The organism is Micromonospora sp. RTGN7 (genome assembly GCF_033804645.1).
Classification (GTDB): domain Bacteria; phylum Actinomycetota; class Actinomycetes; order Mycobacteriales; family Micromonosporaceae; genus Micromonospora.
Genome location: NZ_JAPZLF010000006.1, coordinates 298,658 through 325,246 on the forward strand (window position 1 = coordinate 298,658; position 26,589 = coordinate 325,246).

Annotated in this window: 27 protein-coding genes and 1 tRNA gene; 8 read left to right on the forward strand and 20 right to left on the reverse strand. The window is 71.6% G+C overall.

All coding sequences use genetic code 11. The features are described 5' to 3' along the window. The 3 genes from SNR22_RS11840 to SNR22_RS11850 all read right to left on the reverse strand — a co-directional run bounded on the left by SNR22_RS11840 (position 1) and on the right by SNR22_RS11850 (position 2,544). Entirely contained in the window at positions 1 to 261 is a 261-nt protein-coding gene (locus SNR22_RS11840) for a hypothetical protein (protein WP_320066558.1), read from the reverse strand. Beyond that, entirely contained in the window at positions 258 to 1,874 is a 1,617-nt protein-coding gene (locus SNR22_RS11845; RefSeq protein ID WP_320066559.1) for an FtsK/SpoIIIE domain-containing protein, read from the reverse strand. The genes SNR22_RS11840 and SNR22_RS11845 overlap by 4 nt, the downstream gene beginning before the upstream one ends. Before the next feature lie 274 nt (positions 1,875 to 2,148). Beyond that, a complete protein-coding gene (locus tag SNR22_RS11850) occupies positions 2,149 to 2,544 on the reverse strand; it encodes a transcriptional regulator (RefSeq protein WP_320066560.1) in 396 nt (131 codons plus the stop codon). A 234-nt stretch (positions 2,545 to 2,778) separates the two neighbouring features. Between SNR22_RS11850 and SNR22_RS11855 the strand changes: the two genes are divergently transcribed. Together SNR22_RS11855 and SNR22_RS11860 are read left to right on the forward strand one after the other, a co-directional pair. Next, on the forward strand, positions 2,779 to 3,366 hold the full coding sequence (locus SNR22_RS11855; RefSeq protein ID WP_320066561.1) for a hypothetical protein: 588 nt from the start codon (positions 2,779 to 2,781) through the stop codon (positions 3,364 to 3,366). A gap of 99 nt (positions 3,367 to 3,465) precedes the next feature. Continuing rightward, complete coding sequence (locus SNR22_RS11860; protein ID WP_413775620.1) at positions 3,466 to 3,873, forward strand: hypothetical protein; 408 nt, start codon at positions 3,466 to 3,468, stop codon at positions 3,871 to 3,873. Here SNR22_RS11860 and SNR22_RS11865 read toward each other — a convergent pair. The 4 genes from SNR22_RS11865 to SNR22_RS11880 form a co-directional block, all read right to left on the reverse strand. Continuing rightward, on the reverse strand, positions 3,863 to 4,156 hold the full coding sequence (locus SNR22_RS11865) for a hypothetical protein (protein ID WP_320066563.1): 294 nt from the start codon (positions 4,154 to 4,156) through the stop codon (positions 3,863 to 3,865). The genes SNR22_RS11860 and SNR22_RS11865 overlap by 11 nt on opposite strands. Before the next feature lie 182 nt (positions 4,157 to 4,338). Next, entirely contained in the window at positions 4,339 to 5,160 is an 822-nt protein-coding gene (locus SNR22_RS11870; RefSeq protein WP_320066564.1) for a GntR family transcriptional regulator, read from the reverse strand. A gap of 263 nt (positions 5,161 to 5,423) precedes the next feature. Then, positions 5,424 to 5,555, reverse strand: a complete 132-nt coding sequence (locus SNR22_RS11875; RefSeq protein ID WP_320066565.1) for a hypothetical protein — start codon at positions 5,553 to 5,555, stop codon at positions 5,424 to 5,426. 160 nt (positions 5,556 to 5,715) lie between these two features. Continuing rightward, a tRNA-Tyr gene (locus SNR22_RS11880) sits at positions 5,716 to 5,799 on the reverse strand. A 145-nt stretch (positions 5,800 to 5,944) separates the two neighbouring features. Here SNR22_RS11880 and SNR22_RS11885 point away from each other — a divergent pair. Further along, positions 5,945 to 6,439 (forward strand): YajQ family cyclic di-GMP-binding protein, encoded by a 495-nt coding sequence (locus SNR22_RS11885; protein ID WP_320066566.1) that lies wholly within the window; start codon positions 5,945 to 5,947, stop codon positions 6,437 to 6,439. 368 nt (positions 6,440 to 6,807) lie between these two features. Beyond that, a complete protein-coding gene (locus tag SNR22_RS11890; protein WP_320066567.1) occupies positions 6,808 to 8,232 on the forward strand; it encodes an LPXTG cell wall anchor domain-containing protein in 1,425 nt (474 codons plus the stop codon). Positions 8,233 to 8,318: 86 nt separating this feature from the next. Here the strand turns inward: SNR22_RS11890 and SNR22_RS11895 are convergent, their stop codons facing one another. The 8 genes from SNR22_RS11895 to SNR22_RS11930 all read right to left on the reverse strand — a co-directional run bounded on the left by SNR22_RS11895 (position 8,319) and on the right by SNR22_RS11930 (position 17,481). Further along, positions 8,319 to 9,578 carry an MFS transporter gene (locus SNR22_RS11895; protein WP_320066568.1) on the reverse strand — a complete coding sequence of 420 codons (1,260 nt, stop codon included), beginning with the start codon at positions 9,576 to 9,578 and terminating at the stop codon, positions 8,319 to 8,321. 194 nt (positions 9,579 to 9,772) lie between these two features. Next, entirely contained in the window at positions 9,773 to 10,651 is an 879-nt protein-coding gene (htpX, locus tag SNR22_RS11900; protein ID WP_320066569.1) for a zinc metalloprotease HtpX, read from the reverse strand. Positions 10,652 to 10,853: 202 nt separating this feature from the next. Beyond that, positions 10,854 to 12,332, reverse strand: coding sequence for an NADH-quinone oxidoreductase subunit N (locus SNR22_RS11905; RefSeq protein WP_320066570.1), 1,479 nt, complete (start codon positions 12,330 to 12,332; stop codon positions 10,854 to 10,856). 114 nt (positions 12,333 to 12,446) lie between these two features. Continuing rightward, positions 12,447 to 13,952 carry an NADH-quinone oxidoreductase subunit M gene (locus SNR22_RS11910; protein ID WP_320066571.1) on the reverse strand — a complete coding sequence of 502 codons (1,506 nt, stop codon included), beginning with the start codon at positions 13,950 to 13,952 and terminating at the stop codon, positions 12,447 to 12,449. Between the two features lie 40 nt (positions 13,953 to 13,992). Continuing rightward, on the reverse strand, positions 13,993 to 15,993 hold the full coding sequence (locus SNR22_RS11915) for an NADH-quinone oxidoreductase subunit L (RefSeq protein WP_320066572.1): 2,001 nt from the start codon (positions 15,991 to 15,993) through the stop codon (positions 13,993 to 13,995). After that, positions 15,990 to 16,349: an NADH-quinone oxidoreductase subunit NuoK gene (nuoK, locus tag SNR22_RS11920; RefSeq protein WP_320066573.1), complete on the reverse strand. Its 360-nt coding sequence runs from the start codon at positions 16,347 to 16,349 to the stop codon at positions 15,990 to 15,992. Before nuoK ends, SNR22_RS11915 begins: the two co-directional genes overlap by 4 nt. Further along, on the reverse strand, positions 16,346 to 16,885 hold the full coding sequence (locus SNR22_RS11925; RefSeq protein ID WP_320066574.1) for an NADH-quinone oxidoreductase subunit J: 540 nt from the start codon (positions 16,883 to 16,885) through the stop codon (positions 16,346 to 16,348). The genes nuoK and SNR22_RS11925 overlap by 4 nt, the downstream gene beginning before the upstream one ends. Further along, entirely contained in the window at positions 16,882 to 17,481 is a 600-nt protein-coding gene (locus tag SNR22_RS11930) for an NADH-quinone oxidoreductase subunit I (protein WP_320066575.1), read from the reverse strand. Before SNR22_RS11930 ends, SNR22_RS11925 begins: the two co-directional genes overlap by 4 nt. Before the next feature lie 105 nt (positions 17,482 to 17,586). Between SNR22_RS11930 and SNR22_RS11935 the strand changes: the two genes are divergently transcribed. Further along, complete coding sequence (locus SNR22_RS11935) at positions 17,587 to 18,162, forward strand: Uma2 family endonuclease (protein WP_320066576.1); 576 nt, start codon at positions 17,587 to 17,589, stop codon at positions 18,160 to 18,162. Here SNR22_RS11935 and SNR22_RS11940 read toward each other — a convergent pair. Next, on the reverse strand, positions 18,134 to 18,565 hold the full coding sequence (locus SNR22_RS11940) for an ester cyclase (RefSeq protein ID WP_320066577.1): 432 nt from the start codon (positions 18,563 to 18,565) through the stop codon (positions 18,134 to 18,136). The genes SNR22_RS11935 and SNR22_RS11940 overlap by 29 nt on opposite strands. A gap of 169 nt (positions 18,566 to 18,734) precedes the next feature. Here SNR22_RS11940 and SNR22_RS11945 point away from each other — a divergent pair, with 169 nt between their 5' ends. After that, positions 18,735 to 19,772: a glutathione S-transferase family protein gene (locus SNR22_RS11945; RefSeq protein WP_320066578.1), complete on the forward strand. Its 1,038-nt coding sequence runs from the start codon at positions 18,735 to 18,737 to the stop codon at positions 19,770 to 19,772. Positions 19,773 to 19,937: 165 nt separating this feature from the next. Here the strand turns inward: SNR22_RS11945 and SNR22_RS11950 are convergent, their stop codons facing one another. Next, entirely contained in the window at positions 19,938 to 20,900 is a 963-nt protein-coding gene (locus SNR22_RS11950) for a complex I subunit 1 family protein (RefSeq protein WP_320066579.1), read from the reverse strand. Next, positions 20,900 to 21,634: an NADH-quinone oxidoreductase subunit C gene (locus tag SNR22_RS11955; RefSeq protein ID WP_320066580.1), complete on the reverse strand. Its 735-nt coding sequence runs from the start codon at positions 21,632 to 21,634 to the stop codon at positions 20,900 to 20,902. The genes SNR22_RS11950 and SNR22_RS11955 overlap by 1 nt, the downstream gene beginning before the upstream one ends. Before the next feature lie 193 nt (positions 21,635 to 21,827). Between SNR22_RS11955 and SNR22_RS11960 the strand changes: the two genes are divergently transcribed. After that, positions 21,828 to 22,871 carry a glucose 1-dehydrogenase gene (locus tag SNR22_RS11960; protein WP_320066581.1) on the forward strand — a complete coding sequence of 348 codons (1,044 nt, stop codon included), beginning with the start codon at positions 21,828 to 21,830 and terminating at the stop codon, positions 22,869 to 22,871. A 25-nt stretch (positions 22,872 to 22,896) separates the two neighbouring features. Here the strand turns inward: SNR22_RS11960 and SNR22_RS11965 are convergent, their stop codons facing one another. Next, positions 22,897 to 24,213 carry a DUF2252 domain-containing protein gene (locus tag SNR22_RS11965; protein ID WP_320066582.1) on the reverse strand — a complete coding sequence of 439 codons (1,317 nt, stop codon included), beginning with the start codon at positions 24,211 to 24,213 and terminating at the stop codon, positions 22,897 to 22,899. A gap of 385 nt (positions 24,214 to 24,598) precedes the next feature. After that, positions 24,599 to 25,186, reverse strand: coding sequence for an NADH-quinone oxidoreductase subunit B family protein (locus tag SNR22_RS11970; protein ID WP_320066583.1), 588 nt, complete (start codon positions 25,184 to 25,186; stop codon positions 24,599 to 24,601). Positions 25,187 to 25,439: 253 nt separating this feature from the next. Here SNR22_RS11970 and SNR22_RS11975 point away from each other — a divergent pair, with 253 nt between their 5' ends. Then, the gene (locus SNR22_RS11975; protein WP_320066584.1) at positions 25,440 to 26,372 is read left to right on the forward strand and encodes a hypothetical protein; all 933 of its coding nucleotides are present in this window, start codon (positions 25,440 to 25,442) and stop codon (positions 26,370 to 26,372) included. The last annotated feature ends 217 nt before the right edge of the window (positions 26,373 to 26,589 follow it).

The following is a 26,589-nucleotide window of genomic DNA, read 5'->3' on the forward strand; positions in this document are numbered from 1 at the left end:
TTACCTCCGGTCCGGGGTGACGCGGGTACGGATGTGGTCGGGCGGGTCGCCGAGGGACGCGACGGCTTCGGAGAGGCAGCGCCACAGCGCCCACGCCTCGTCCGGGGTGAGGTACATGCGGCGTCGGCCGCCGCCGACGGCGAGATAGACCGGGTACGGGTCGGGTCGGTCGGGGTCGACGCGGACGGAGACCGCCGTCGGGCCGGTCGGGTTCGGTGCGCGGAGCCGGTAGAAGCGCCGGCTGTCGGTCGGGGCGGTCACCGCGGCTCGCCCCCGTCGGCGTCGAGGATGTTGCGCAGTGCGTCGGGCAGCAGTGGCCCGCGATGTGGCCGGGGCAGGGCCGGCCGGACCGGTTCGGGGGTCGACTCGCGGCCGACCTGGGCGAGGATGTCCGCCGCGTCGGCCGGGGCCGGGTACTGCCGGGCAAGCTCGCGGATGTGGTCGTCGGTGACGTACGAGAAGCGGACCCGCAAGGGTTCGGGGGTGCCGTCGAGGATCACGTAACCCACGCCCTTGGCCCAACGGGGCATCTGGTCGGCCAGGGCGCCACGGTTGCGGGCCCCGTCGCCGAGGACCATGTCGACCTGCGACGCCTCGGTCAGCCCGAGCGCGATGCGGGTCGGGAACAGGTCCCGGAACGGCAGGACTTCCTTGCGCGGGTCCTGCAACGCAGCCACCACCAGGACGCCGACGCCGGCACCCTGCGACAGCAGCAACCCGAGCGAGCCGGCGATGCGCTTACGCAGGTCGACGTCTTGCAGGTACGCGGTGAGCGCGGCCATCTCGTCGATGACGACCACGACCAAGGGGTCAGCTTCGGTCGGGGTGTGCACCCGGACGGTTCCGGCAAGGCGGGTCTGCCGTTCCCGCATCACCGTCACGGCCTCGTCGAGGAGGTCGGCCATGGCTTCGAAGGACTTGCAGGCGAACCGGGCGAACAGCGGCCGGCCCATGGCGAACTCCATCCCGCCCTTGGGGTCGATCACCCAGAGCCGGACCAGGCCGGAGGTGATACCGCCGACCAGTGAACGCACCAACGACCAGAGCACCGAGCCCTTACCGGACCGGGTCGCCCCGCCGATGAGAACGTGCGTGGCGAGCAGGTGCAGCGACCATGTGCCCAGGTCTTCCCGCCGAGCCAACGGCAGCGCGGTCAGGTCAGGGACGGCCGGGGCGTCGAACGGGGCCACGACCGGCCGCAGGGCGTCGGTGCGGACGAGCACCAGGTAGACCACGGTCGGCCAGTCCCGGAACCGCACCCGGTCCACCAACCCCAGCAGCAGAGCCCAATAGCCGGTACGGGTCGGCGGGTCATCGGGCCGCTCGGAGTAGACCCGGGCGTGCCGCCGGCCGAAGGCGTACGCGAGGTTCGCCGTGACCTTCTGGAAGTCGGCCGGGGTCTGCCCCCGGACCATGCGGATGGTCAGCACGTCGAGGGCCTGATCCGAGCGCACCCGCAGCAGCTCGGGCAGGACGGGCCGATGGTCGTACGTCTCGGCGAGGCCGCACAGGGTCATGGCCTCGTGCCACGCCCGCCGGTAGACGAAGACCTGACGGAACCGGCCGAGCAGCGGCCCGGCGCACCACCGCCACCAGGACGTTTCATCGCGCCACCGCCAGATGGCCGACACCGCCGACGCCAGGACCAGCGGCACGACCAGGCCCGCCCAGCCGTGGTCGGCGTAGAGGACGACGGCGAGCACCGCCAGGCCCACGGTGACCGGGTGACGCAGGCACCACCGACAGCCCCGGGCCAGCCAGCGCAGCACCAGGCCGCACACGACCGCCCACATCGGCAGGACGAACCGCTTCGGCCGGATCACCATCAGATCCCCGGCGGTCGTCATCAGCACCTCACCACGTGGCCGGCGCATCATCGCGCACCCCGCAGCGACACGAACCGGCCCGACGAGTCACGGACCGGGGGAAACGGAAGGACGAGCTGCCCGACGCAGCCGGCACACCGACCGTCGGCACCGGTAGCCGGGTCGAACCGGGACTGACACACGCCGCACCGAGGCTGAGCCGGGGCAGCCGAACGCCTACGCTTGGACACGTCACTACCTCTCTCGACAGAGCAGGGGGAAGAGACAGAGGGCGGGGCTGCCGTCCACCAAGACCTGACAGCCCCGCCCCCACCTGATGCGGCTACGCCGCCGCCTTGTTGGCCACGCCCGCCGGGGCACGCATCCCGGTCGCCCGCAGCGAGTACGCCATCCGGCCGGTGTTCGACACGTACGGCGTGACCGTCATGCCCTCGAACTCGACGCCCTCGAACGGGGCGCCCGTCGGCGGGACCGGCTGGTGGTTCGCCGAAATCTTCACCGTCGTTTCCCGCGAGCGCTTGCCAAGGTCCGGGTCGAGGTCCATCACCCGGACCTGCCACACCCGCTGGCCGGTCAGCTTGTCCTTCGCCGGGGAACGCCGGCCGGTCTTCTCGTCGTAGTCCTCCACCTCGCCCAGGGACTCGGGCACCAACGCGCACCCCGCCGGGAACACGTCCTCACAACGCACGGCGAACCTCGTACCGCCACGCAGAGCCATCGCTCAACCTCCAGGCCGTTGGCATGTCTGCCAAGTGAGACTCCAAGGTAGACGCCACTTGGCAGACAAGTTAACGAGTTCGGAGCGACGGCGCGACCCAGACCGGCAGCCCCTACCCGAAACATCCCTATTGCGTAGCTGGATAAGCGTTGCAACTGCGGCGATTCGGTCGTCGGGCTTCAATCCCTGAGTCAAGCAAAGATCATCTTTGCTGTTGGTATCTACGATTGCAGCATGGATGCGCGGGCGCATGGCAGAAATGTTGGATCCGAATGGGATGGCCCACTTGCAGAGTTTTCGGCTCTACGGGAAGAAATCCAGGCGAGGGTTCAAGCCCAAAATCAGGTACTGTCGTTGCAGCTAACCGTCACGGCGGCGATATTTGGATTTTCGATGTCTCGGCAAAATATGACCACCCTACTGCTTCTCGTGCCATTCACCTCATACCTTCTTTGCGGCCGCCTAGCTTCCCATCACTTTGGTACGGTGAAGGCAGCCCAGTACATTTCAGAGGAACTAAGCAAGCAGGTTCCGGGTGGACTGCGATGGGAGCAGTGGTTGCGGAGAAGCCGGAAAGGGCCCAGCTTGTTGGGGTCAACGTTGCCTCTCCTGCTCACCTTCGTTGGGGCGAGCGTGTTGGCGTTAGCTTGGGTGGGCTGGTACATCTATGCTCACGGCGATGCGGATACCATTCCTCGCGCAGGGCTTATCGCTCTGTGGATTCTTGGATTCATTCCTGCCGCCCTGTCGGCTTGGCTTGTGCTGCAGATGGATGGGCGAACATCTGCCGGATTGCGAAAGAAGGCGGCCAAGTCGAGGTGACAGCATGATTTACTAAGTGTCGAGAGAATGCTGAAAGCACGGCGGCGAGGGTATACGTGGGTCATGGTAGACAAACTGCAAGCGGTGCCAATAGACGAGGTGCATCCCCGTTCAAAGGACCTGGATGATACGACCGTTGAGGCGCTGGGCGAGTTGAGTAAGGCCCTGGAGACGGTCCACCGTGTCCGGGGGCACCTGTACTCGGCTCACCAGCTCGTCGGCGGAGCGGACCTGACCCTTGACCGGGTGGTGAAGCTGCTATGGGAGGCCGGGCATGACGAGGTGGCCGACCGGGTCGAGCACGAGCTGTTGGGACGCAACGTGCTACCTGGCCGGTGGACGTTCCAGATCGTGGAGGAGTTCGACGACGGCTACTACGCGGCGTTCCAGGAGATCGAGCGGGACGCGCGGGAGAAGCTGGCCGGCGGCCGGCGGCACATCTACGAGGCGGAGATGAAGGAGCGGCGGCGTACCCACGGGATGCCGGGGCACGAGGCTACGCCGTAGCGCCGCCGCCGAAGCCGTTCGGAATCATCGAGGCCAGGGCGTTGGCTCTGGCCTCGATGATCCTCATCCGCGCCTGATACTCGGCCGGTTCCCGGTGTGCGGCCTGGCTGGTGACCGGGCCGGGCCACTTGCGGTAGAGCAGGCCGTATTCGCGGGTGAAGTAGCCCTGGCTGACCACGTTGACGGCGAGCAGCAAGCCGGTGTCCTCGGAAGCGGGCAGGGCCATCCAGCCGCCCAGGGCGAAGACGAGATCCCGTCGCAGGCACAGCGTCGCCGGATGCACGGACGACCGGTAGCCGTTCGCCTGCCAGAACGACAGGACCGCACCGCGGTCGATGAGCCCGCCGGCGGGATCCTTATCCCATCCGGCGGTAGACCCGTCGGGCAGCAGATCGAGTACCCGCGAGGTGGCCCAGCCGATCTGCGGGTGCGCGTCGACCGGGGTGATGACCTAGACGAGCTGCGTCAGGTTTTCCACCGCTGGAGTTTGTGGGAGTAGACAAGCTCGGTGCGGTCACCCGGCATCACCACGTCGGCAACCTCGACGACCCGGCCCGTGGTGTCGACCGAGGTATTCCGCACGGTGAGCACGGAGACGCCCGGGTCGATGTCCAGCAACTCAGCCTCATCCGGCGACGGCGGACGCGCCCGGATCTCGTCGTCGATCCGGTCCAACTCGACGCCGAGCGTGTGGAGCTGGTGTTGCGTGCCGCCCGGCCACGGTTCCTTACCCTCGTCGAGCAGGTCGGGGTTCGCGGCGACCAGGTCGTACGGCAGGTACGAGTACGACACGGTCAGCGGCGCGTTCTCGTGCCGGGAGGAAGTCCAGTAGACCCGGCGCAGCAGCGGCGCACCCGGCTCGACGTGCAGGGCCGCCGCCATCTCCGCGTCCGCCTCGACCCGGGAGTACTCGGCGTGGAACTTAAGGTCATCGACGGTCAGGCCGGTGTCGTGTTCGGTGGCGCCGGTCTTCAACCGCTCGCCCTCGTCGAGCAGGACCCGATCCTTCTCCCACTGGTACCGCTCGGTGTTGCGACGGCGTACCCGCTGGCGGGGTGCCCGCACGTAGGTGCCGCGCCCCTGCTCGGCCCGGACCAAGCCCCATTCCCGAAGCTGCCGGATGGCGTTGCGGACGCTGGTGCGGGACAGGCCGGAGGACTCGGCCAACTCGGTCTCGCTCGGCATCAGGGTGCCAGGCGCCATCTCTCCGCTCATGATCTTGACCCGCAACTCTTCGGCGAGTTGCAGGTAGCGAGGGCGCCAGTCCCGGCCATGCACACCGGTCACCGTACCCCCTAGACGTTCCAACGTCTGCCAGGTGGTCCCCCCGGCCGGCCGCTCAGGAACCGGCGGGACCGCTACCGCCGCTCGCGGTGACTGCGCCCGACGTGCGCCCGGAGTACGAGGGACAGCTACGCCCCGACGGTTGCTGGCGTTCACCGCGTCTCCCCCGCCCGTCCGGGCCGACTGGCCGGCGCCCGCATCAACTGACGCGCGTACGTCAGCTCTTCGATGAGCCGGTCCACCTGCGCCGCCGACAAGAGGACGGCTTACGTTGCGCCGTAGCGGGTCGCGTCGAGCTTGACGGCCAGGTCCCGGCGCGCGAACCGGTCGACGAGCAGTTGCACGCTGACCCAGCCGGTCCGCTCCCGCCCGATCGTGTCGAGGAGTCCCCGGTGCATCGCCACCAACCCCAGCCCAAACAAGGCTCAGCGGCAAGATCGACCTGCCCACCATCTGCCCACAACCAGTCGTCAACGGCTGGACTCAGCCGGACTTCGATAGATCAACGAAAACGGCCCCCGATCAGCATCTCTGCTGGTCAGGGGCTGTTTCTGCACCTGGTGGCGGGTGAAGGATTCGAACCTTCGAAGCTTTCGCGACGGATTTACAGTCCGCTCCCATTGGCCGCTCGGGCAACCCGCCAGGGCATCGCCACCTCGCCATGCGCGGCAGCGGAGCCAAGGATAGCGGTTGCTCCCCGGTTCGGCGCAACCGGGTACCGTCAGGAAGTCGTGCCGCTGGTCGGGCGACGTACGTGCACTGACCGCCGGACAGCAGGAGCATGAGCATGGCAACGAACCCGTCGTTCGACATCGTGAGCAAGGTCGACCGGCAGGAGGTCGACAACGCCCTCCGCCAGACGGAGAAGGAGCTCGGGACGCGGTTCGACTTCCGGGGCACCGGCGCGGAGATCTCCTGGTCGGGTGAAGAGGCGATCGGTCTCCAGGCGGAGACCGAGGAGCGGGTTCTGGCCGCCCTGGACGTCTTCAAGGAGAAGCTGGTCAAGCGGAACATCTCGCTGAAGTCCCTGGACGCCGGTGACCCACGCCCCTCCGGCAAGATCTTCAAGATCGACGCCAAGGTGATCCAGGGCATCGAGTCGGACAAGGCCAAGGCGATCAGCAAGAAGATCCGCGACGAGGGCCCGAAGGGCGTCCAGGCCCAGATCCAGGGCGACCAGCTCCGGGTCACCGGCAAGAAGAAGGACGAACTCCAGGCCGTCATCAACCTACTCAAGGGCGAGGACTTCGGCGTCGCCCTGCAGTTCACCAACTACAGGTAACCCCCTCCCGTCGTGGCCGGTCGTCAGATCGGCCACGTACGGCGACCTGGGGCAGACGCCGTCACTGATGGTCGTTGGTCGTCATCGTCGTCCGGCGTCTGACGGCCTGGAGACGGCCTGATCATCTTCTTGCCTCCACCAGCTACGGCCAAGGTGAGTCTCCCAGGAGTTCCCGGGGCCGCCGGCAGTGACTGGTCTACAGCCTGCCCAAGACAGGCACCCTCGGGCCCAGGTAGGGCAGTCGAGGGCGTTTGGTGGCCGAAGCGCACCTTTTCCGTCTAGCGGGGGATTTCCTCCTCCCCGGCGTGACGCGCATCTTTTACTACTCGTTGCCCTCTTTGTCAACAGTCCACGACACGGGGGAACACATGAGCAAGACCTCTTCGCCGCGCATACGGGGCGGCATCCGCGTACGACTGGCCGCCTTCACGCTGTTGGCCGGCGGCCTGCTGCTCGCGGCCGGCTCGCCGGCCGTTGCGGCACCGCCGATCAACATCATTCCGGGCAACGTGCCAACGACAGCAGCCCAGTTCACCCAGCACTGTGATCCCAAGCTCGGCGGTGGGCCTTTCCCGGCCGAGGACGCGTGGGTTTTCAACCTGCCGGGCAACCCGCACACCAGCGGCGTCTTCCAGTCGATCACGGCAACGTTCAGCACGCCGAGCGGCACCGTCACGAGGAAGATCCCCACCGCTCCCAACAGCGGCATCGTCAATGACATGGGCACCAGCAAGGCGTGGATCCGGCTCCCGGCTGGCTGGACGCTCACCGGCGCCAACTCGATGGTGGCCTCCGGAAACGCACGCTCCTTTGAGCTCGCCAACACCTGCGGGGCGAAGCGACCGGCGGACCTGAAGCTGGGGCTGACCAAGACCGGAACCCCGGCCACCGGCGTACAGGTCGGTGACAAGGTCACCTACACCTACACGGTGACGAACCAGAACACGGGCATGACCTACCCGATCACCGTCACCGACATCACCGTCACCGACGACACGGTCAGCGGCATCATCTGCAAGGCCACATCGCTCACGCCGGGGGCGAGCACCACCTGCACCGGCACGTACACCGTCACGAAGACCGACGTGACCAACGGCAAGATCGTCAACACTGCGCAGGCGACCGGGTCGTTCCACAGGCAGAAGGTGCTGTCCAACTACGCGACATTCACCGTGACCACCGAGCCGGTCCCGCCGAAGCAGGTCAGCCTGTCGATCGACAAGAAGGCTCGGGTCGAGTCGGACTGCCGCAACAAGTGTGAGAACGACGGCTTCGCGGCCAAGGGCGACAAGATCTTCTACACCTACCGGGTGACCAACACCGGCACGGTCGCCATCACCGACGTCGCCGTCCACGACCCGACCGCCGGTCGGGTGGTCTGCAACAGCACCACGCTGGCGCCGGGCACGAGCACCGACTGCCACGCCGTCAAGCCGCATGTTGTGACCTCGGCCGACGTCAAGGCCGGAAAGGTGGTCAACACGGCACGCGCAACCGGCAAGTTCTACCGCAAGTTCGTGGTCTCCGACCCCGCGACCGTCACCGTCTGCATCCGGGATGGCAAGTTCGACCACCCGCACGACGGCAAGGACCACGAGCACGGCAAGGACGGCAAGGACGACGAGCACGGCAAGGACGACCAGGGCGACAAGAGGGGCAAGGACGACCAGGAGCTGCCAGTCACCGGTGACAGCTCCGCCGGTGTCCTCTCCCTGGGTGGCGGCCTGCTGGCCGCCGGCGCGCTCCTGCTCGGGGCCAGCCGGATCCGCCGCAAGGTGGGCATCCAGGCCTGATCAGCACGACAGGCACTCCGGGCACCGCATACGGTGCCCGGAGTGCGTCCTGGGGAAACGAATTCCGACCCGCCGCCCGGCAGGGGTCAGGCGGCGAGGGTCTGCTCGACGCGTACGGCCGTGGTTTCGGCCCGGGCGATCGGGCCGGCGGGGAGCGCGGCGACCGTGGCCCCGACGGCGACCGCCGAGCCGGCGAAGACGAACGCCCACGGCACGCCGCCGGCGTGGTCGACGATCAGGCCGGCCACCGCGCCGCCCGCGGCGCTGGCGGCTACCGACATGGTGACCACCCAGGTGTACGCCTCGTTCAGCATGCCGGCCGGGGCGATCCGCCCGACCAGGGTGTTCTCCAGGGTCAGCGCGGGCGCGATGGTGGCCCCGCCGACGACCAGGGCGACGCCCAGCGCCACCGGGCCGGGCATCACGGCGAAGACGACGAAGCTGCCGGCGACGGCGGCGAGCAGCCAGGCGAACTGGCGGGTCATGTTCGCCGCCGGCTTGCGTACGCCGAACCAGAACCCGCCGGCCGCGCTGCCGATCCCCCAGACCGCGAGCAGCACCCCGGCCAGGCTCTCCGGGTCACCGGTCGGCTGGTCGCCGGCGAAGGCCGGCACGGTCACCCCGGCGGCGCCGAACGCGATGCCGAGGCTGGCAACGCAGAGCAGCAGCGCCGGGAAGCCGCCGACCCGCAGCGGGCCGAGCCCCCTGGCCTGGTTCTCGCGCGGGTGCGGGCGCCAGCCGCGCATCACCCGGCCGAGCGCCACGGCGGTGGTGCCGACCAGGGTGACCACCGCCGCGCCGGCCAGCGCGGCGGTGGCGTCGGCGAGCAGGACGAACGCGGCCACCAGCAGGGGGCCGAGCACGAAGACGACCTCGAAGAGCGTGGTCTCCGCAGCCAGGGCGGTGTTACGCAGGTGGTACCGGCCGGAGGCGGGACCGGTGAGGTCGTTCCAGGCGCCCCGGATCGCGGCAGTCAGCGGCGGGTAGGTGGCACCGGCGACCCCGGAGGCTACGTAGATCAGGGCCAGGTTGCCGGTGTCGGCGCGGGCGGCCAGCAGCAGGCCGGAGAGCGCGAGGGGATGCGCGACGGCGGTGGCCAGTAGCACCGGGGTCGGGCCGATCCGGTCGGCGACCCGGCCGGCGATCGGGCTGAGCGCGGCTCCGCAGAGGGCGTAGATGCCGCCGGCGACGGCGGCCAGGGAGTATCGCCCGGTGACCTGTGCCACGACGAGCAGCAGCGCCAGCGGCGTCATGCCGATCCCGAGCCGGCCGACGACGCCCAGCGCGAGCAGCATCGGTGCGCCGGGGATCCGCCAGACGCCCAGGTACTGGCGCAGTGCGGTCACGTGTGACCTCCAGGAATGTAATGAGCGGATGCCGTTGCGACCCTAACGCCAGCGGTGCCGGGAGTGAACCGGCTATGGCCGTCGTCTCGTCCCGTACACGACGAACCGCCCGCGCCCGGGGCGGACCGGGCGCGGGCGGGTTCGGGTGTAGGTGGGGTGCGAAGGTGCCGGGTGGGTACGGACTGCCGGGCGGATCAGCGCTGGAACTGCACGGGGCCGGCGTTGGCGGCCAACTGCTCCAGCCGGGCGACCCGCTCCTCCATCTTTGGGTGGGTGGAGAAGAGCGCCGCCATGCCGCCGCCCCGCTTGAACGGGTTGTCGATCATGAGGTGGGCGGTGCTGGTGAGCTGGCCCTGGGCTGGCAGGGGCCGCGCCTGAGTGCCTGCGTGGATCTTCTTCAGGGCGCTGGCCAGGGCCAGCGGGTCCCCGGTGAGCTTGGCGCCCGAGGCGTCGGCCTGGAACTCCCGGCTGCGGCTGATCGCCAGCTGGATCACGGTGGCCGCGAGCGGGCCGAGGATCAGGGTGAGCAGCAGCACGGCCGGGTTCGGACGGTCCTCGCCGTCGGAGGAGCCGAGCGGGATGAACCAGGCGATGTTCGCCAGCATGGTGATGATGCCGGCCAGGCCGGCCGCCACGCTGGAGATGAGAATGTCCCGGTTGTAGACGTGTGACAGCTCGTGCCCGATCACCCCGCGCAGCTCGCGGTAGTCGAGGATCTCGGTGATGCCCTGGGTGACGCAGACCGCCGCGTGCGCCGGGTTACGGCCCGTGGCGAACGCGTTGGGCTGTGCGGTGGGGCTGACGTACAGGCGGGGCATCGGCTGCCGCGCCTCGGTGGCCAGTTCGCGGACCATCCGGTACAGCTCGGGGAACTGTGCCTCGCTGACCGGTTGCGCCTTCATCGAGCGCAGCGCGAGCTTGTCCGAGTAGAAGTAGGTCACACCGTTCATCACCAACGAGATGACGACGGCGATGACGAGCCCGCCGCTTCCGCCGAACCAGTAGCCGACCGCGAGGATCAGCGAGGTCAGCAGGCCGAGCAGCGCTGCGGTCTTCAGACGGTTGTGATGCACGATCGCTCCTTCGGTGCGTGCGCGGACCACGCGGGACCGGTGTGCGGACCATGCGGGATCCGCTGACCGGGACAACAAGCCGGTACCCGTCAACCATCCATCTAATGACTGTGAGTTACCTGTAAAAGGCTGTGTGGCGGCTGGGCACCAGGTCAGGGCGCGGTCGGCCGGGGCCGGTTTCCCGGCCGAGATACACCCAGGGTCAACGGGCGGCGAGATCCAGCACAAGCTGCGGTGCGAAACCGACGACCAACGCGACGGCCGTGGCGACGGCGAGGGTGGCGGCGACTGCTCGGGCCGGCCGGGCGGGCGGGGTCTCGGCGTCGGTGTCGACGGGCGGGGTGTAGAGCAGGGCGGCGAGCCGGAGGTAGTAGGCGAGGCCGATCACCGCGTTCACCGCCACGACCAGGGCGAGCCAGCCCGCGCCCCCACCCAGCAGGGACCGGACCACTGTCACCTTCGCGAAGAGGCCGGCCAGCCCCGGCGGCAGGCCGGCCAGCCCGATCAGGGCCAGGGCGAACGCCGCCGCCACCCAGGGCCGCCGGCGGGCCGCGCCACGCAGGTCGTCGAGGACGCCGCCGTCGGCGTCGGCAGGCCGCAACGCCACCACCGCCGCGAACGCCGCCAGCTCCAGCACCACGAAGAAGACGGCGTACGCGACGGCGGCGGCGTACGCGGCGGCCCGGGCGTCGTCGGTGCGGCCGGCGGTCAGCGCCAGCGCACCCAACGGGGCGAGGATGTAACCGGCCTGGGCCACCGAGGACCAGGCGAGCAGCCGGACCGTGCGGCGCTGGCGCAGCGCCACCAGGTTGCCCACGGTCATGGTGAGCACGGCGAGCCCGGCGAGCACCGGGCCGGTCACCTCCGTCGGCAGGGCCCGTTGGACCACCGCGAGCAGGGCCACCACCCCGCCCAGCTTCGAGGCCGTCGACAGGTACGCGGCGACCGGCAGCGGCGCGCCGTCGTAGGTGGCCGGCGCCCAGGCGTGGAACGGCACGGCGGCCACCTTGAACGCCAGCCCGAGCAGCACCAGCGCCACGGCCGCCGCGGTCAGCGGCACGTCCAGCAGCTCGGGGCGCTCGGTGAACAGCGCGCCGATCCGGTGGAGGTGCAGGCCGCCGGTGACCGCGTACAGCAGCGCCGCGCCGAGCAGAGTGAGGGTGGTGGCGACCACGCTCACCACGAAGAACGTAACCGCCGCCTCGGCGCTGGCCAGGCTTCCCCGGCGCAGCCCGACGAGCACGTACAGCGGCAGGGTCAGCGTCTCCAACGCCACGATCAGGGTGATCAGGTCGCCGGCCGCGCCGAGCACCACGCCGCCGGTCATCGAACAGGCGAGGAGGAAGCAGTACTCCCCCACCGGGGACCGGCCGGCCCGCAGCAACGGCCCGGAGAGCGCCAGCACCCCGAGGGTGAGCAGCGCGAACAGCCCGCCGACCAGGGCAGCCCGGCCGCCGAAGACGTACGAGCAGTCGGCGCCGACGCAGAAGGTGCGGCGCTCGCCGCCCGCGCCGACGACGGCGGCACCGAGGGCGGTGGCGACCGACCCGGCGGCGGCCACGGCCACCGTCGCGGCGGCCCGTGCCACCAGCAGGTCGGTCAGCAGCACCAGGACGGCGGTGGCGGCCGCCAGGTACGCCGGGAGCAGCGCCACGTTGTCCACGCTCTGTACCACGCTCACGAGCGCCAACCTTTGTTCACGACTGCGGGGCTCCGCTCCGCTGCACTCCTCGCGCTCACGAGCGCCAGCCTTTGTTCACGACTGCGGGGCTCCGCTCCGCTGCACTCCTCGCGCTCACTTGACGGCCTCCAGGAGCGCGGCCACCGGGTCGGCGGCGACGCCGGAGACCAGGGTGGGGGCGAGGCCGACGGCGAGGGCGAGCAGCACCAGCGGCGCCCAGGTGGTCAGCTCGGCGGCGGCCAGCCCCGGGGACACGGTGCCGACGGCCGGGCTGGGCCGGCCGTGGGTGACCCGGCGCAGCAGCCGCAGCAGGTACGCGGCGGTCAGCGCGCCGCCGACCGCAGCCAGCACGCCGAGGACGGTCCAGAACACCCCGCCCCGCGCGATCGCGGCGACCACGGCGAACGCCTCGCCCCAGAACCCGGCCAGCCCGGGCAGGCCGAGCGAGGCGACGGCGGCGAAGCCGAGCAGCCCGGCCAGCCGGGGGGCGGTCTCCCGCAGCCCGGAGAGCTCGGCCAGCGAGCCGGTGCCCGTCCGGTCCTTGATCGCCCCGGCCAGGAAGAAGAGCAGGCCGGTGATCACCCCGTGCGCGATGTTGCCGATCAGCGCGGCCTGGATGCCGGTGGCGGTGAGCGTGGCCACCCCGAGCAGCACGAACCCCATGTGCCCGACGCTGGAGTACGCGATGAGCCGCTTCAGCTCGCTCTGGGCGAGGCAGACCAGCGAGCCGACTCCGATCGCCGCGACGGCGAGCACCCCGAGCACCGGCGCGGCCCAGCTGGCCCCCTCGGGGGCCACCCCGACGGCGACCCGGATCAGCCCGTACGTGCCCATCTTGAGCAGCACCCCGGCGAGCACGACGCTGCCGACGGTGGGGGCCTGGGTGTGTGCGTCGGGCAGCCAGGAATGCAACGGCCAGAGCGGGCTCTTCACCGCGAACGCCAGCCCGAGCAGGGTGAACGCGACGAGTTGGGTGCCCCGGGACAGCCCCGCCCCGCCGGTCAGCGCGACGAGGTCGGCGGTGCCGGCGGCGGCCACCACGACGTAGACACCGACGAGCAGCAGCACCGAGCCGAGCAGGGTGTAGAGGGCGAACTTGCGGGCCGCCCGCCGCCGGTCCGCGCCGCCCCAGCCGGCGATGATCGCGTACATGGGGAGCAGGACGACCTCGAAGAAGCAGAAGAACAGGACCAGGTCGAGGGCGAGGAAGGTGCCGAGGATGCCGACCTCGATCACCAGCAGCAACGCCACGAGGGCCCGGCCGCTGCCGCCGCCGGTGGGCACCTTCCACACCGTGTACGCGCAGCAGAGCAGGGTGAGCAGCGCGGTCAGCACCAGCAGGGGGTACGAGATGCCGTCCACGCCCAGGTGGAAGCGCAGGTCGAGGCCGGGCACCCAGGGCAGGTCGAGCTGGTGCCAGGGGTGCACGGCCGGGGCCGGCCCGTAGCTCGTCCAGCCCCGGTCGCCGGCGACCAGCGCCACCGTGGCCGCCAGGGTCAACCCGGCCGCCGCCGTGCCGAGAAGGCGGGCCGCCCGGTCCCGGGGGACGACGGCGACCAAGGCCGCACCGAGCGCCGGAACGGCCAGCGCCGCGACGAGCAGGAACTGTCCGAACGTCACCGCTCCCCCTTCACTCGCGACGGCACCGCTTCGACCTGCCTCACGCGGCCCCTCCGATCAGCACGGCAGCCAACCCGATCAGCAGCGCCCCGGCCAGCACCCCGACGACCGCGCGGGGCAGCGCCGCGCGGTGCAGCGCCGCCAGGGCACCGCCGAGGCCGAGCACGGCCCGACCGCTTCCTGCGACCGCGCCGTCCACCACCACCTCGTCGGCGGTACGCGCCGCCCGGCCCAGCGCCACCGTGGGGCGTACGACGAGGGCACGCTGGACGTCGTCGAGCCGGAACCCGGCGGCGAACACCGGCCGCAGCGGACCCAGCGCCGTCGCCGGGTCGGCGGACGGGTCCCGCCGCCAGCGGATCCAGGCCAGCCCCGCCCCAGCGGCCAGCAGCGCCAGCGGCAGTAGCAACTCCGGGCCGACGTGGATCAGGAGGTGCTCCCCTACCGGCTCGCCGACGGTGGGCGTGAGCAGCAACCGGCGGGCGAAGGCCCAGTCGAAGCCGGCCAGACCGAGCAGGGCGGCCGGCACGGCGAGCAGCAGCACCGGCCAGCGCATCACCGCGGGCGGGTCGTGCGGGTGGGCCAGCGGCATCCGCGGCTCGCCGAAGAAGGTGCGCAGCAGCAGGCGGGTGGCGTACCAGGCGGTGACCGCTACGCCGACCAGCCCGGCCAGCCAGACCAGCCAACCCACCCAGGACGGTGCCGGGCCGGTGCCGTGCCGGGCGGCGTCGCCCGCGACGGTGAGCACGCCGTCCTTGCTCCAGAAACCCGACAGCGGCGGCACCCCGGCCAGCGCCCCGAGCCCGATCACCGTGCACCAGAAGGTGACCGGCATGCTCCGGCGCAGCCCGCCCATCTGGGACATCAGCGTGGTGCCGACCGCGTGGATCACCGCGCCGGCCGCCAGGAAGAGCAGCGCCTTGAAGGCGGCGTGGGTGAGCAGGTGGAACAGCGCGGCAGGCGTCGAGCCGACCGCGAGCGCGCCGGTCATGTAGCCGATCTGGGAGACCGTCGACCAGGCCAGCACCCGCTTGAGGTCGTCCTGGGCGGTGGCGGCGAACGCGCCGAGCAGCAGGGTCACCGAGGCCATCACCCCGAGCACGGCCAGCGCCACCGGGGCCGCCTGGAACAGCGGGTAGAGCCGGGTCACCGCGTACACGCCGGCGGCCACCATCGTCGCGGCGTGGATCAGTGCGGAGATCGGGGTCGGGCCGGCCATCGCGTCGGGCAGCCAGGTGTGCAGCGGGAACTGGGCGCTCTTGCCGGCCACCCCGGCGAGCAGCAGCAGGCAGGCGGCGGTCAGCGTGCCGGCGGCGTGGTCGTGGGCAAGCACGTCGGCGATCCGGAAGCTGCCCGCCGAGACGCCGAGCAGGGCGATGCCGAGCAGGAAGCCGACGTCGCCGACCCGGGTCACCAGGAACGCCTTCATCGCGGCGGCCGGTGCCTCGGGCAGCCGGCGGTCGTGGGCGATGAGCAGATACGAGCAGATGCCCATCACCTCCCAGCCGACCAGCAGCATGATCAGGTCGCCGGCCACCACCACCAGCAGCATCGCGGCGGTGAAGAGGCTGATCTGCGCCGCGTACGGCGGGTAGCGGTGGTCGACCTCGACGTCGTCGTGCGGGCCCCGCCTCAGGTAGCCCACCGAGTAGACCTGCACCGCGAGGGCCACCGCCGTGACGGCGACCGCGACCAGGGCGGCGGCCCCGTCGAGTCGGACGCCGAGGGTCACCCGCAGCCCGCCCAGGTCGACCCAGGTGGTCGAGGTCTCCACCGGCTGACCGACCTGGGCCAGCAGGACGACCGCGATCAGCAGCGCCCCGGCTGCCCCGGTCACGCCGAGGCCGATCGCCGCCCGCCGGGCCCAGGCCTCGCCGGTGGCGGTCCTGGCGCGGTTGCCGTCGGTGGTGACCGCGCCGGTGGCGGTCCCGGCGCGGCTGCCGTCGGTGGCCGCGCCGCGCGGCGAGGGCGGCAGCAGCAGCCCGACCAGACCCGCCACCAGGGGTACGGCCGGCAGCAGCGCGCCGAGCAGCCCGGTCACCGGATCACCTCGCCGGCCGTCGCGGTCTGCTCCGTGCCGGCGGCGCTCGGACGCTCGGTCAGCGGCACCTCGTCGACGGCGACGCTGGCCCGCAGCCGGTAGAGCTGGAGCACGATCGCCAGCCCGACGCCGATCTCGGCGGCGGCGAGGACGATCACGAAGAGGGCGAAGACCTGCCCGGCGTGCGGCAACTGCGCCCGGACCGTGGTGTCGGCGGTGACCAGGATCAGGTTGACCGCGTTGAGCATCAACTCGACCGCCATCAGCACCAGCACCGCGTTGCGGCGGCGCAGCACGCCGTACCCGCCGAGGCCGAAGAGCAGGGCGGCGGTGACGTACGGGATGACCGGCCTCACCGGCGGCCCCCCGCCGTCGGCCCCGGCCGGTCGGCCGACGGGCGGCCGATGTCGGGGCGGGAGAGCACGATGGCGCCGACCAGGGCGGCCAGCAGCAGCACCGAGAGCACCTCGAACGGCAGCACCCACGCGCCGAAGACCTGCTCACCGAGGCGCTCGGCGGTGCCCGGCTCGGGCAGGTCGACCCGCGTCCAGCGGAACGCGTCGACCAGCAGGGCGGTCAGCCCCAGGCCGGTGCCACCGCCGATCAGGGCGGCCGGCCAGCCGGGCCGGTCCAGGTCGTCGGAGGCGCCGATCGGGGCGCGGGTCAGCATCACCGCGAAGAGCAGCAGCACCACCACGGCGCCCACGTAGATCAGCACCTGCACCCAGGCCACCAGCTCGGCGGTGAGCACCAGGTAGACGCCGGCCAGCGCGCCCAGGCAGACCACCAGGTAGAGGCCGGCCCGGACCAGGTGCCGGGTGGTCACCACCAGCGCGCCCGCACCGACCGCCACCGCGCCGAGGCCCAGCAGCAACGCGTCCGCAGCGGTCACGAGGCGGCACCCGGGTCGGGGGCGGCACCGGGCTCGGGGCGTACCGGGGAAGGGGCCGGACGGGCGGCGGGGCCGGCGGGGGCCGCGGCCTTGCGCGCGGCGGTCGCCTCCTCCTTCGCCGGCTCGCCGTGGCGGTCGTGCGCGGGCGGCGGCGGGACGGTGCCCATCCACTCGCCGAGGTGGTCCTTGTCGTGCAGCAGGTTCTTGATGTCGTACTCGGCGTACTCGAACTCGGGCGACCAGTAGAGCGCGTCGAAGGGGCAGACCTCGATGCAGATGCCGCAGTACATGCAGAGGGAGAAGTCGATGTCGAACTTGTCGAGCACGTTGCGCTGGCGGGGGCGGGCGGCGCCGGGCACCGCCACCTCCTCCTTGTGGGAGTCGATGTAGATGCACCAGTCCGGACACTCGCGGGCGCAGAGCATGCAGACCGTGCAGTTCTCCGCCAGCAGCGCGATGACGCCCCGAGATCGGGGTGGCAACTCGGGGGCCACGTCCGGGTACTGCTGGGTGGTCGAGCGGCGGGTCATCGTCTTCAGGGTGACCGCCAGGCCCTTCACCAGCCCCTCGCCGGGCACCCCGCTGCGCTCGCTCATGCCGACCATCCTGCCCTGTGTCCCCGGCGTGCGCGAGCACCACCCGGCGCTTTGCGGCGGTACGGTGACCGTGGGGAGAACGACGCACTGGAAAGGACCGGTCCGATGACCGCCGCGTTGCAGAGCGACCACCCGCCCGAGGGCGGGTGGACGACCGACGACCTCGACGGGATGCCCGAGGACGGTCGCCGCCGCGAACTGATCGACGGAGTGCTGCTTGTGTCCCCCTCCCCCACCCGCGTGCACCAGACCATCGCCGGCCGACTGATGGTCGCGCTCGAAGAGGACTGCCCCGACGACTACGACGTGACCCAGGCCGTCGAGGTACGGATCAACCGCAGCCGCTCGTTCATCCCCGATGTGCTGGTCACCACCTCGGCCGCGGCGATGCGCCAGCCGTCCCGGTACGAGCCGCACGAGGTGGTGCTGGTCGTCGAGATCGTCTCCCCGAGCACCCGCTCCATCGACCGGGTGCTCAAGCCCGCGTTGTACGCCCAGGCCGACATCCCGTTCTTCTGGCGGATCGAGGTGGAGGACGACGGGTTGGTCGTCCACACCCACAAGCTCGACCCGGTCAACCAGGTGTACGCCGAGACCGGGCGCTGGACGAAGTTCGTGGACACCGGCGAACCCTTCCCGGTGAACCTGCCGGTCAGTCGGTTGACGCCTCGGCATCTCTGACCGGTGGCAGCACCTCGACGCCGAGCTGCTGGAGCAGTTGGAACAGCTCGGTGCAGTGCCACACGTCGGCGATCCGCCCCTCCGGGTCGAAGCGCAGGAACGTCGCCCCCGAGAAGCTGACCACCTGCCCGGTGGCCGGCACCGGCCCGAACGCGCCCGTCTGGGTGCCGGCGGCCCGCCAGTGCACGGCCACCCGCTCGTCGGACGCCACCACGTCCACCGTCTTGTAGCGCAGGTCCGGGAAGGCCGACCGGCGCTGGCGGTGCCAGGCCAGCGCCGCCTCCGGCCCGGTCCCGCCCAGCCCCGGGCACCCGGGGGCGACCAACTCGTACGCGGACTCCTCGCGCCGGGCGTTCCACACGTCGGCGATGAACCGCCGGGCCGTCGTCTCCACGTCGTTCACCCGGCGAAGCCTAGCCACCGCGTCCGTTCGTTACCGGCGTCGGCGGGGTGCCCCACCGGCGCCGGCCCTTGCCCGCTCGCCGGTGGCAGACCCTCCGCGAGCCGGCCGGCCGGCACCGGATCCGCCAAGATGGGGGGACGGAGACCGAAGGCGGAACCGAGGGGGCGACGTGGACGACGGAGCAGGCGCGACGACCGGTGGAAAGTACGTCGAGCCCGGCGGGGAGTTCACCCGCGACCAGCGGTACATCGCCACCCGGATCACCGAGGACGGGCGGGACGGCTGGCCGGTCGAGCCCGGCCGGTACCGGCTCGCGGTCAGCCGCGCCTGTCCCTGGGCCAGTCGACTGATCATTGTCCGCCGGCTGCTCGGTCTGGAGGACGCCATCTCGATGGCCGTCGCCGGGCCCACCCACGACGCCAGGAGCTGGACGTTCGACCTGGACCCGGGCGGGCGGGACCCGGTGCTCGACATCGAGCGGCTGGCCGAGGCGTTCTTCGCCCGGTTCCCCGGATACGAGCGGGGCATCACCGTGCCGGCGATCGTGGACGTGCCGACCGGGCAGGTGGTCACCAACGACTACGTCCAGATGGGCCTGGACCTGTCGACCGAGTGGACGGCGTACCACCGCGAGGGCGCACCGGAGCTCTACCCGCAGCGGCTGCGCGACGAGATCGACGAGGTCAACGCGGTGGTCTTCGCCGACGTCAACAACGGCGTCTACCGGTGTGGCTTCGCCGGCAGCCAGGAGGCGTACGAGAAGTCGTACCACCGGCTGTTCGACCGGCTGGACTGGCTGACCGAGCGGCTGGCGGGGCAGCGGTACCTGGTCGGCGACTCGATCACCGAGGCGGACGTGCGGCTGTTCACCACGCTGGTCCGTTTCGACCCGGTCTACCACGGCCACTTCAAGTGCAACCGGCAGAAGCTCACCGAGATGCCGGTGCTGTGGGCGTACGCCCGGGACCTGTTCGCCACGCCCGGGTTCGGCGACACCGTCGACTTCGACCACATCAAGCGGCACTACTACGAGGTGCACCGGGACATCAACCCGACCGGCGTGGTGCCCCTCGGCCCCGAGCTGTCGAACTGGCTCACCCCACACGGCCGGGAGGCCCTCGGCGGCCGTCCCTTCGGCGACGGCACCCCGCCCCCACCCCCTCCGGTGCCCGAACGCGTCAACCCGTCCCACACCCCCCTGCACTAACCCCACCACCTCTCCTGCCCGCGATCTTGCACTTCGGGCCCCCATAACGCACCTTTCGCACCTTTGGCCGGGGCCGCAACTGCAAGATCGCGGGGGTTGGGTGGGGTGGGGGTGGGGTGGGGTGGGGTGGGGGTGGGGTGGGGGTGGGGGTTGGGTGGGGTGGGGTTAGAGGGCTACGCGGAGGGTGACGGTCAGTACGAGTTGGGCCAGGGAGGCGGGGACCAGCACCAGCCAGCAGAGGCGCTGGAGCTGGTCCTCGCGCAGCCGGGGGTACGACACCCGGAGCCAGATGATCACGAACGAGACGGCGAAGACCTTGAGCAGGGTCCAGAGCCAGCCGAGCTGGGCGTCGGCGAACGGGCCCTGCCAGCCGCCGAGGAAGAGCACGGTGGTCAGGGCAGCGATCACCACGATGCCGGCGTACTCGGCGAGCAGGAAGAACGCGAAGCGCAGGCCGGTGTACTCCGTCATGTACCCGAAGACCAGCTCGGAGTCGGCGATCGGCATGTCGAACGGGGGCCGCCGGATCTCGGCCAGCCCGGCGACGAAGAAGATGATCATCGCGGGCGCCTGCCAGAGCAGCCACCAGGGTCGCCACGCCTCGACGATGCCGGAGAGGCTGAGCGTGCCGGCCGCCATGGCCACCGACGCGGCGGCCAGCACCAGCGGCAGCTCGTAGCCGAGCAGTTGGGCCGCCCCGCGCAGCCCGCCGAGCAGGCTGTACTTGTTGGCCGACGCCCACGCCGACATCAGCACCGCCACCACGCCCACCCCGACCACGGCCAGGACGAAGAACAGGCCGATGTCCAGCGGCTGCCCGACCAGGTCGCCGGGGCCGAGCGGGATCACCAGCAGGGCCAACAGGTACGGCACCAGGGCCACCACCGGGGCCAGCCGGAACACCGCCCGGTCCGCCTCGCGCGGGGTGATGTCCTCCTTCTGCACGAACTTGACCCCGTCGGCGACGAGCTGGGCCCAGCCGTGGAAGCCACCCGCGTACATCGGGCCGAGCCGGCCCTGCATGTGCGCCATCACCTTGTGCTCGGTCTGCCCGACGACCAGCGGCAGAATGAGGAAGGCAGCCAGCACGCCGACCACCCGCAGGACGAGCTCCAACCAGTCGGGCATCAGGCCGTACCCCCGTCCCCGGCGGTGTCGTCGCCGGCCGGGCGCTCCGGCGGCGCGGGGCGCGCACCGGGGGCAGGTCGGGCCGGACGTTCCCGCGCCGGGCGGGCCGGCGTGCCACCGCGCGGGCCCTCGCCGACCCCGGCCGCGCCGGCGGGCGTCGGCGTCGGCCCCCACTCCCCCGGAGCCGGTACGCCCGGCGGGCGGACCGCGCGCCGACCACCGCCGGCCTGCGACTCGCCCGGTTCCTTCGCGCCCGGCCACGGCTTCGCCACCCGGGAGGCGAGCACGAACTCCTTGCGCAGCGGATGCCCCTCGAACTCCGGCGGCAGCAGCAACGGCTTCAGCTCGCCGTGCCCGGGGAAGTCGACGCCGAACATCTCGAACGTCTCCCGCTCGTGCCAGGCCGCACCGGGATAGAGGTCGACGACCGAGGGCACGCTCGGCGCGTCCCAGGGGACCCGGGTGCGCAGCAGCAGGCCGTGCCGGTGCCCGGTCGACCAGAGGTGGGCCACCACCTCGCAGCCGTCGGCGAGCTGGTCGACGGCGGAGAGCCAGTCGAAGAAGTCGCAGGTCAGGTCCGGGTCGTCCCGGGCTGCGGCCAGCGCGTCCCGCCAGCTCGCCGGGGGTACGTCGACGGTGGCCCGGGCGTACGCCTGACCGCCGGAGACCGACGCCGCGGCCTCGACGGGCGCGAGCAGCGCCACCAGCCGCTGGCCGACCTCTTCCGGAGTCATGCCGCTGATCCTATGGCCGGTGCGGGCCCGACGCGGTAGCCCGCCCCACCCGAGCCCCGCAGGCACCGGCGGCCCGCCCCACCCGGGGCCGCACGGACCGGCTGCCCGGCCTCGCCAGTCACCCACCACCGAGCCGGAGGCGGATGGCCGCTTTTCCGGGCGGCGGCAGGCCCGGCGGGGAAGGATGAGAGTCGTGCGCGCCGTGACTGTCACCCCCGGGGTCCCGAACTCGCTGCGCCTTGCCGACGATCATCCCGAGCCGCTTGCCGAGGAGGGCGCGATCCTGGTCGAGGCACTCGCCGTGGGGATCTGCGGCACCGACCACGAGATCGTCGCCGGGGACTACGGCGAGGCCCCACCCGGCGCGTCGGCCCTGGTGCTCGGGCACGAGTCGCTGGGCCGGGTGCTGGAGGACCCGAGCGGCACGCTGCAACCCGGTGACCTGGTCGCCGGCATCGTCCGGCACCCGGACCCGGTGCCCTGCCCCAACTGCGCGGTCGGCGAGTGGGACATGTGCCGCAACGGCGAGTACACCGAACACGGAATCAAGGCGCTGCCCGGCTTCGCCCGGGACCGCTGGCGGGTGCAGCCGAGGTTCGCGGTCGGCCTGGACCCGGCCCTCGCCCCGGTCGGCATGCTCCTGGAACCGGCCAGCGTGGTGGCGAAGGCGTGGGACCACATCGAACGGATCGGCACCCGCGCCGAGTGGCAGCCGCAGACGGTGCTGGTCACCGGAGCCGGGCCGATCGGCCTGCTGGCGGCGCTGCTGGCCACCCAACGCGGGCTCTCCGTGCACGTACTCGACCGGGCCACCACCGGCCCGAAGCCGGGCCTGGTCCGGGCGCTCGGCGCGACGTACCACACGGAGCCGGTGGGACAGGTCGACCTCGACCCGGACGTGGTGGTGGAGTGCACGGGCGCGCCCGTGGTCGTGCTGGACGCGATGTGCAAGGCCGGGCCGGCCGGGGTCGTCTGCCTGACCGGAGTGTCCCCTGGCCGAACCATCGACTTCGACGCCGGGGCACTCAACCGGGAGTTGGTGCTGGAGAACAACGTGGTGTTCGGCTCGGTGAACGCCAACCGTCGGCACTGGGACCTGGCCGCCGAGGCCCTCGCCCAGGCCGACCTGGCCTGGCTGGCCTCGCTGATCACCCGGCGGGTGCCGGTGGGGGCATATGCCGAGGCGTACACCCCCACCGCCGACGACATCAAGGTGGTGCTCGACTTCACCACCTGACCTGGTCGGCCGGCCCGCCCGGGGCTCAGATGCCGGGGAGGCGTCCGTTGCGGAACAGGTCGACGAAGAGCTGATGGTCCTCGCGGGCCCGCAGCCCGTACGCGTGGGCGAACTCCACCAGAGCGGTGACGAACCCGTCGGGGTCGGCGTCCACCGCGGCGACGATCGCCTCCTCGGTGGAGTAGTCGACCAGGTCGTGGCTGGACTCGTCGTCGGCCACCGAGTGCATCCGGGCCACCGCCCGGCCCAGGTCGGCCAGCACCCCGGCCAGTTCCTCCGGCTCGTTGACGTCCGCCCAGTCCAGGTCCGCCGCGTACGGGGAGACCTCGGCGACGAGCTGGCCGGCCCCGTCCAACTCGGTGAAGCCCAGCCACGGGTCGGCGTGCGCCTGGAGCGCCCGCTGCGACTCGGCCGTACGGTGCCCCTGGTGCGTGAAGTAGCCGCGTACCCGCTCGTCGACGATGTGCCGCGCCACCGCCGGCACCTGGGCCTGCTTCATGTAGATGACGACGTCGTTCTCCAGCGCCTGGGTGCTCCCCTCCAGCAGTAGGTTGTACGACGGCAGCCCGGCCGAGCCGATGCCCACCCCCTTGCGCAGCACGACGTCCTTGATGTGCGCGGCGACCGGGCGCAGCCGCGCCGAGGACTCGGGCAGGGTGCCCAGGTAGTCCTGGAACGCGGCGCAGACCCTGGCCCGGGTGTCGTCGTCGATCTCGAAGACCCCGTCGCCGACGGAGAACCGCCGCTCGTAGTTGTCGATGGTGGTCTGCACCGCCAGCAGGTCGACCCGGGTGTTGAGCCGGGCCTGCTGAAGCACCCGGCGCAGCACCCCGTCGGCGTTGTCCAGGGTGATCGAGCCGATCGCGTCGTCCCCGCCTGCGGCGATCGCCCGCAGCTCGGTCAGGTACGACTCGGCGAAGCCGGTGACCAGGCCACTGATCACGGTGTCGGAGAGCGCCTTGGCGTACCCGAGCAGGGCGACGCTGGCCGCGAGCCGCCGCAGGTCCCAGGAGAACGGCCCGACGTACGCCTCGTCGAAGTCGTTGACGTTGAACACCAACTGCCCGGAGGCGTTCATGTACGTGCCGAAGTTCTCCGCGTGCAGGTCCCCGTGGATCCACACCCGGCTGGTGTGCTCGTCCAGGAACGCGTCGTCGGCGAAGTCGCCGCACTGGTCGGCGTAGAAGAGCGAGGCGCTGCCCCGGTAGAAGGCGAACGGTGAGGCGGCCATCTTGCGGAACTTGCGACGGAACGCCGTCGGGTCGAGCGCCATCGACGCGCCGAACTCCTCGGTGAGCACGTCGACGATGAAGGCGGAACGCTGGTCCGCAGACTGGGTCATGGCCGCAGGCTAGCCCCCGGTCGCCACGGGGCAACCTCAGTTCTGCGTGCCCAGCCGTGAAGCGTGCGGCGAACCCACCGGAAAGGTCCGGCCGTACGGTCATGGCGCTCTTGCGAGGTTGCCGCCGACCTGGGCGTTTCGCGCCAGCACGCCGCGATCCTGGCCGACCGGCCCGACTTACCGCCCCGATCGACACCGCCCGCACCGCACCCCGATGCGCCGATCTTGCACTTACGGCCCCCGGTAAGGGCGTTTCACCCTCTTTGCCCGGGCCACAACTGCAAGATCGCGCGGGTGGGGGTGGGGGTGGGGGTGGGGGTGGGGGTGGGGGTGGGGGTGGGGGTGGGGGTGGGGGTGGGGGTGGGGGTGGGGGTGGGGGTGGGGGTCAGGGGGCGGTGGGTGGGCGGACCGGTGGGGCGGTCAGCGACTGGACTGGGCGGGGAGACTGGCCGCCGGAGGGTGGGGTGGGCGCGTCGGCCGGGGAGGCGAGCGGGTCGGGGCGGGGGACGCCGCCGATGCCGGACTGCTCGGCGGCGATCTTCTCCTGGAGGCGCAGGATGGCGTGTAGCAGGGCCTCCGGGCGGGGCGGGCAGCCGGGCACGTAGACGTCGACGGGGATGAGCTGGTCGACGCCCTTGGTCACCGAGTACGAGTCCCAGTACGGGCCGCCGCAGTTGGAGCAGGCGCCGAACGAAATGACGTACTTCGGCTCGGGCATCTGGTCGTAGAGCCGCTTGATCGCCGGGGCCATCTTGTCGGTGACCGTGCCGGAGACCACCATCAGGTCGGCCTGGCGCGGGCCGTGGGCGAACGGGATCACCCCGAGCCGCATGAAGTCGTGCCGGCCCATGCTGGTGGCGATGAACTCGATCGCGCAGCAGGCCAGGCCGAAGTTGAACACCCAGAGCGAGTAGCGGCGGCCCCAGTTCAGCACGAACCGAATCGGCTCTCCCAGCACTCCCGGCAGCTGCACGACCGCCCCCTCTCCCCGCGCCAGTCAACCACAACCGCCGCGCCGGCAGACCGGTCGCTCCGCCGCCCGGCCGCGAACAAGCCAGGCCGCGAACAAGCCAGGCCGCTGGCCGGAGACCCCTGGCGGGTGGCCAGGGGCTGTCAGGTAGGCGACGGCCCTGCGCTGCAACCGTCCTGCGGGGTCAACCGTGTCCTACCAGTAACACCGCCGACGGGACCGCCGCCTGCGGAACACGGGGATTCGGAGGAACATCATGATCGGAGCCGCCTCTCGCCGGCTGATCGCCGGCGTCCTAGGCGCGGGGCTCGCCCTACTCGGCGCAGCACCCGCCGCGCAGGCCGCGACGCCGAACGACACGTCCGTTTCGGTCGGCCGACTGGTCCTGGAACCGACCGACCGGGGGTACGCCGGCAGCCTGCCGGTGACCGTGACCTACCGGGGTGCCCAGGCTGCCCACCTCGACCTGGCCGTCACCGAGCCGGTCCTCGGCGCCTTCGTCGACCTGACGCCGAGCGACGCATGCGTCCATGGTGCCGAGCGGCCTGTGCGCACGATCTACTGTGTGGTACCGGGCGGGGCCCTCCAGCCCGGCGAGCGGCGACAGTTCGCCGTCAAATTCCGGGTGCTCACCACGCCGCGTTCCGATGCAATGAACGCCACGGGAGGCCGGGTGTCGGTCGAGACGGGCGACGCCAACCCGGGCAACGACGTGCGGTCGTTCACGACCCTGTTCCGCTCCACCACCGGCTCGCTGCGCAATCCCCGGCCGTACGTCTGGGACACCGAGACCGACGCGTCGTTGACCGTGGGCTCCGCCACCCTGGCCAGAGAGTCGGACGGAAGCTGGTTCGGCCGGCTGCCGGTGACCGTCCGGTCCGCCGGGGATGCCCCGCACGACACGTACTTCCTGGAAGCGGTGCTGCCCGCCGGGGTGAGCATCGCCGGCGTCGAGCCGGACGGCATGTGCGGCGGCAACGTCTGCGAGGTGTCGGGCGGGCGGTTCATGGAGGGCGAGCAGCGTCAGGCGTGGCTGCTGCTGCGGGCGCCGGCGGAGATCGCGCCGGGTGACCTCGGCACCGGCTCGGTCCGGCTGTATGCCCTCTTCGGTTGGGGCGACGGCCCCGCCGACGTCGACCCGGCCGACAACACCGTCTCCTTCGGGGTCACCGCCAGCGAGCTCACCTGAGCTCGATGACCTCGACAGACGCGGGGGGGGGGGGGGGCCCCCCCCCCCCCCCCCCCCCCCCCCCCCCCGCGCCCCCCCCCCCCGCCCCCCCCCCCCCCCGCCCCCCCCCCCCCCCCCCCCCCGCCGCGGCGATCACTCCGCCGACAATGCTCACGACGAGGTAGATGATGCCCACCCCGGTACGCCGCGCCCCGATGAGTTGATCGGCCTCGACGAT

Bases quoted from the DNA above. Each gene is read 5' to 3' on its own strand.
- SNR22_RS11845 (WP_320066559.1), bottom strand. From the start codon at position 1,874: ATGCGCCGGCCACGTGGTGAGGTGCTGATGACGACCGCCGGGGATCTG.
- SNR22_RS11850 (WP_320066560.1), bottom strand. From the start codon at position 2,544: ATGGCTCTGCGTGGCGGTACGAGGTTCGCCGTGCGTTGTGAGGACGTG.
- SNR22_RS11855 (WP_320066561.1), top strand. From the start codon at position 2,779: ATGGATGCGCGGGCGCATGGCAGAAATGTTGGATCCGAATGGGATGGC.
- SNR22_RS11875 (WP_320066565.1), bottom strand. From the start codon at position 5,555: ATGCACCGGGGACTCCTCGACACGATCGGGCGGGAGCGGACCGGCTGG.
- SNR22_RS11885 (WP_320066566.1), top strand. From the start codon at position 5,945: ATGGCAACGAACCCGTCGTTCGACATCGTGAGCAAGGTCGACCGGCAG.
- SNR22_RS11890 (WP_320066567.1), top strand. From the start codon at position 6,808: ATGAGCAAGACCTCTTCGCCGCGCATACGGGGCGGCATCCGCGTACGA.
- SNR22_RS11930 (WP_320066575.1), bottom strand. From the start codon at position 17,481: ATGAGCGAGCGCAGCGGGGTGCCCGGCGAGGGGCTGGTGAAGGGCCTG.
- SNR22_RS11935 (WP_320066576.1), top strand. From the start codon at position 17,587: ATGACCGCCGCGTTGCAGAGCGACCACCCGCCCGAGGGCGGGTGGACG.
- SNR22_RS11950 (WP_320066579.1), bottom strand. From the start codon at position 20,900: ATGCCCGACTGGTTGGAGCTCGTCCTGCGGGTGGTCGGCGTGCTGGCT.
- SNR22_RS11955 (WP_320066580.1), bottom strand. From the start codon at position 21,634: ATGACTCCGGAAGAGGTCGGCCAGCGGCTGGTGGCGCTGCTCGCGCCC.
- SNR22_RS11965 (WP_320066582.1), bottom strand. From the start codon at position 24,213: ATGACCCAGTCTGCGGACCAGCGTTCCGCCTTCATCGTCGACGTGCTC.
- SNR22_RS11975 (WP_320066584.1), top strand. From the start codon at position 25,440: ATGATCGGAGCCGCCTCTCGCCGGCTGATCGCCGGCGTCCTAGGCGCG.